The 3902-nt window shown below is 69.1% G+C and carries 9 protein-coding genes; all 9 read right to left on the reverse strand.

All coding sequences use genetic code 11. The annotated features are described in order from the left end of the window. Window positions 1-384: hypothetical protein (locus VFJ21_13885; protein ID HET7408210.1), on the reverse strand; the 384-nt coding region annotated here is incomplete at its 3' end. Between the two features lie 17 nt (window positions 385-401). Further along, a complete protein-coding gene (locus VFJ21_13890) occupies window positions 402-641 on the reverse strand; it encodes a hypothetical protein (GenBank protein HET7408211.1) in 240 nt (79 codons plus the stop codon). Beyond that, entirely contained in the window at window positions 638-1000 is a 363-nt protein-coding gene (locus VFJ21_13895; protein HET7408212.1) for a hypothetical protein, read from the reverse strand. The genes VFJ21_13890 and VFJ21_13895 overlap by 4 nt, the downstream gene beginning before the upstream one ends. Next, complete coding sequence (locus VFJ21_13900; GenBank protein HET7408213.1) at window positions 997-1377, reverse strand: hypothetical protein; 381 nt, start codon at window positions 1375-1377, stop codon at window positions 997-999. Before VFJ21_13900 ends, VFJ21_13895 begins: the two co-directional genes overlap by 4 nt. Before the next feature lie 17 nt (window positions 1378-1394). Further along, window positions 1395-1868: a hypothetical protein gene (locus VFJ21_13905; GenBank protein HET7408214.1), complete on the reverse strand. Its 474-nt coding sequence runs from the start codon at window positions 1866-1868 to the stop codon at window positions 1395-1397. Between the two features lie 8 nt (window positions 1869-1876). Then, window positions 1877-2647 (reverse strand): hypothetical protein, encoded by a 771-nt coding sequence (locus tag VFJ21_13910; GenBank protein HET7408215.1) that lies wholly within the window; start codon window positions 2645-2647, stop codon window positions 1877-1879. Further along, window positions 2647-2832 (reverse strand): hypothetical protein, encoded by a 186-nt coding sequence (locus VFJ21_13915; protein ID HET7408216.1) that lies wholly within the window; start codon window positions 2830-2832, stop codon window positions 2647-2649. Before VFJ21_13915 ends, VFJ21_13910 begins: the two co-directional genes overlap by 1 nt. 1 nt (window position 2833) lies before the next feature. Further along, window positions 2834-3427 (reverse strand): hypothetical protein, encoded by a 594-nt coding sequence (locus VFJ21_13920; protein HET7408217.1) that lies wholly within the window; start codon window positions 3425-3427, stop codon window positions 2834-2836. 82 nt (window positions 3428-3509) lie between these two features. After that, window positions 3510-3698: a hypothetical protein gene (locus VFJ21_13925; protein HET7408218.1), complete on the reverse strand. Its 189-nt coding sequence runs from the start codon at window positions 3696-3698 to the stop codon at window positions 3510-3512. Window positions 3699-3902: the final 204 nt, after the last annotated feature.

Consider the following 3902-nt stretch of genomic DNA (forward strand, 5'->3'; position numbering starts at 1 on the left):
GTCCTCGTCCAGCGGCCCGATCGTGACCTTGAAGCCCTTGGTGTCCGTCGCCTCGCGTGTCTCACCGGCCGGCAACGGCTCGAACAGCCCGAGCTTGATGAGCGTGTCGATCGCCTTGCGGCCTGCCGCGCGCGGGATCACCGCGAGCTTGTCCGACAACCACTCCGGGTCCACTAGGCCGTCACTCTCATGGCGACAGCTCGCGGTGACCGCCATCCAGTGCAGCCCGACCGCGTAGCCGCTCAGCCTCCACGCCTTGCGGATCTTCGGCTTGTCGTCGTAGCCGTCGTCGCCCTTCGCCCAACTCAAGGCCCCGCCCCCGTCCAGTCCGAGCACCCCACGGGCGCGCAACGTGCAGAGCGCATCAACGTCGACCTCCCTCACGATTCTCATCACGGCCGTCACCGGGCCGCGTCCTCAGCGTGCTGCTCAAGCCATGCCAGGGCGATGACCGCCACGCCCGCCACGCGCTCCCTGATCGGCTCACCGGCCGCCAACGCGCCCCACACGGCACCGACAGCCAACTGGAGCTGATGGGCGGTCAGGGTGTCGTCGAGGCCGTGGTCACGCAGCCGCTGCACCTTGGGGGCGAGCTCGTGCGTCAGGGCGACCCGGCGGGCGATGGTGTCCGTGGCGTTCACGCGGCCTCGCCTCGCTTCCGCCGGTCGCCCGTCCCGCCACACGTCGCGCAGCGCACCGACTCAACGGCGGCCGGGTCACGAGGGTTCGCCTGCACGTCCACTGTGCCGTGGCCCTCGCAGTCGGGGCACTCAAGCTCGTCGGCGATGACCTGCCGGAGCCGGTCGATCTCCGCGCGCAGCGACGCGCGGGAACGCACGTCAGCCGGGATCTCCCCGTCGCGAGCCTCGGGCATCACCGCGACGGGCGGCCCCCACGTCGCGCCCGGGTTCGGGCGGGTGCAGACCTCCGTGGTGCCGTCGCTCCAGAAGCGGACCATCACCGTGCGGTCCGTGTTGACCATGAGGCTGCTGTGGGTCACGCGGCGCTCCTGGCGGTCCACGCCGGCTGCTGCTGCGGTGCCTGACCCTCCGCCTTGAGAAACGACAACTCCGACTGCCGCGCCGACAACGCACGGGCACGCATCTCGCCCCACGCCTTGATGTGCTTCACCTTGCGCTCGAGCTGCAGAAACTCGCGGCGAACCTCCGGGTCGATCCGCTGCCGGGCGTGCGCGTCACGCTGACGCTCGCTCGGGAGCCTCTCGTCGCGCCGGCGGTACTCGTCCTCGACGGCCACCAAGGCGGCGTCCATGGCGTCCTCGTAGTCGATCTCCGCGCGCGCGAGCGCGTCGGTCATGCCGGCAAGCTCCTTACTTGCGAGGTCGAGCGCCTGGCAGTCCGCGTCGATCGCCGCCATGAGAGATGCAGCGTCGGTCACGCGGCCTCCGCGTCGACGGCCTCGCGCTTCACATCACGGACACTCGGCGGCGAGGTGGTACATGCCTGCGCGAGCATCCGCGCGGCCTCCGGGTCGCTCAGCGTCAAGCGGCCGGCGAGCGCCTTGAGCTGCGTCGCATCGGGCTTGGACTTCCAGCAACGTTCGGCGTCCGCCTCGCTCACCAGGCCCTCGTTGACGAGCGTGTTGAGCGTGTCGCGGACCTTGCCCTCCGGCCACGACGTGGACTCCGCCACCTTGAACCCAAACCCAGCGGCGTGCGCGGTGCCAACACCATGCCGCTCCCGAAGCTCCGCCGCGAGCGCACGCTTCGCCTCCAAGGTCTGCCGGTCAAGCTCGGCGATCTCCTCCGCGACCGTGAGCAACGCACGGTCCGACGCCTCCCTGAGCGAAACGAGCTCCCCGGTGTCCTGGTCAGGGATGGTGAGGTTGCCGCCCCGGTCGAAGATCACCGGGAGACTCATGCCGCCACCTGACCCTTCTCGGCGAGCCACTTCTGCAACTTCAACGCGGTCGGCGCGTCCAGCCCGGCGACCCTCTGCGCGAAGTTCTCGTCCTGCGGGGCGTTGTGCTCATCGAGCCACGCGACGAGCTGCTTCACGCTGACTGCCTGGGCGTTCTGGAACGCCGCGACGATCGCCTGGTACTGCTCCTGCGTGACCCTCCCCGCCTCGCGCTTCGCCATGTCCCCCGACTGCTGCCCGGCACCATCGGGCTCCGCGAACGTCATCTCCTCGGCCGGCGTCGTCTGATAGCCCCCGAGACTCACCACGAACCCCAGCGGCCCCTTCAACGCCTTCGACGTGGCCCGCGTCTGCGCCATCGACAACCGCGCATAGTCATCCGATGACTTCCACGGGCCACGCTTCTCATGCTTCGTGCAGAGCGCATCTGCCCGGCCGACCACCCGGCCGTCGATCGTGCGCGCCTCAACGGTCGCCTTGAAGCCACCGTCGATCGGCTCCGTGTCGACGCACACGGCGGTCACGCCGAGCATCGACCCGAGAAGCTGCCACCCCTCGACCTTGACGTGGCCCTTCCCCTGGATGCGCTCGACGAGGCCCTTCTTGTCGAGCACATCCTTGAGAGCGTCCGCTATGCGAGAGGCACGCTCAACGACCTCCACCGGATCATCGGTACGAAACAGCGTCGTGGCGTGCTGCTGCTCGACATGCTCGATGTCTGTGCCAACCTCTTCGGCGGTGCCGTCGATGACGTTCTGCTCGCCCATCACGCCACCTGCTCCCGGTCGGCGAGCATCCGCCGGTACTCCGCCTCGAAGTGCCACGGCTCGTCCAGCACATCCATCGCGGCATCCAGCGAGGCCACCTCACCCCCACGGATCAAGTAGCGCAGCAGCGCGTTGACCTCCTCGCGGTCATCACACCAGACGCGCGTCGTCGTCTGCCCGGGCATCTCAGGCCACCACCTTCCGGTCGGCCTCGACACGCTCGCCATCCTCGTCGACCTCGAACAGCACCTCCAGCCGGGGCACCTTCACCTTGTCCGCCGTGCCGGAGTCGTTGTCGATCACCACCACGTCGCTGACCTTCACCCGGCACGCGAGGAACCGCTTCGCGTTCTCCTGGTAGCGGGCCGCCATGAACGGCCGCGCGCACAGATGCAGCCCCCCAACGCACGCCGGCACCGAGTCCCAGTCATCGCACTCCACCATCGAGCCGGGCGTGTACGTCGCCCCGTGACGGGAGCGGTAGTCGCCGTCCACCGCCTTGAACAGCACCGCGGTGTCGTCGTGCTCGACGCCGTAGTAGTCCAGCCAGTCTGCGGGCGTGTCCAGCGGCGGGATCTGGATGAGCACCCCGCCGTTGACCTTCGCGGTGTCGCCGTTGCGATGGACCGCCACGAACTTCGACGCCCTCACGGTCGCCTGGCCGAACGCGGCGAAGAACCCGCGGCGGCAGACCGGGATGTTCCCGTCGGCGACGGCCTGGTCGAGCTGCTGCTGGGTGGTGACCTCCACGAGGTCGGGGGTATGCTTCGGGGTGGCCATCAGGGCCTTGCCTCCTGTTGGTCGTGGCCCTCATGCCGGTCGCTCGGCGTGAGGGCCGTTGTCTTGGCGGGGTCGTGACGACTCACTTGCTCACCACCACAGCGGCGACGTGTGAGATGTCGAGCCAGAGCGGGTCGGTCTTGGCGGTGTTCAGCGACTGCCATTTGATCTCCCGCAGATCACCGTCGAGGCGGCCGTAGGTGGTCGTGAAGCCCTTGCCGTGCAGATCGATGACCTGACCGCTCTTGAGGTAGACGTGGCAGACGCTCACGCCGCCATCCCCGCTCGGCACGGCGGGCACATGCCCCACCGCAAGTCCGGGTGCGGCTCACGACACGAATGGCACGCGTCGAGCCGCCCGTAGTCCGTGTTCGGGGGCTGCGAAGCGCCGGGCTGCTCGCCGTCGGGCGCATCGAACCTGTGAAAGCTGCCCGTGCCGCAGGGGAGGACGACGGCACGGGCCGGGGAGGGAGAA

Source organism: Mycobacteriales bacterium, assembly GCA_035690485.1.
GTDB lineage: Bacteria > Actinomycetota > Actinomycetes > JAFAQI01 > DASSKL01 > DASSKL01.

Excerpts from the sequence above, each read along its gene's own strand:
- VFJ21_13910 (HET7408215.1), bottom strand. The coding sequence starts at position 2,647 with ATGGGCGAGCAGAACGTCATCGACGGCACCGCCGAAGAGGTTGGCACA.
- VFJ21_13920 (HET7408217.1), bottom strand. The coding sequence starts at position 3,427 with ATGGCCACCCCGAAGCATACCCCCGACCTCGTGGAGGTCACCACCCAG.
- VFJ21_13915 (HET7408216.1), bottom strand. The coding sequence starts at position 2,832 with ATGCCCGGGCAGACGACGACGCGCGTCTGGTGTGATGACCGCGAGGAG.
- VFJ21_13900 (HET7408213.1), bottom strand. The coding sequence starts at position 1,377 with ATGGCGGCGATCGACGCGGACTGCCAGGCGCTCGACCTCGCAAGTAAG.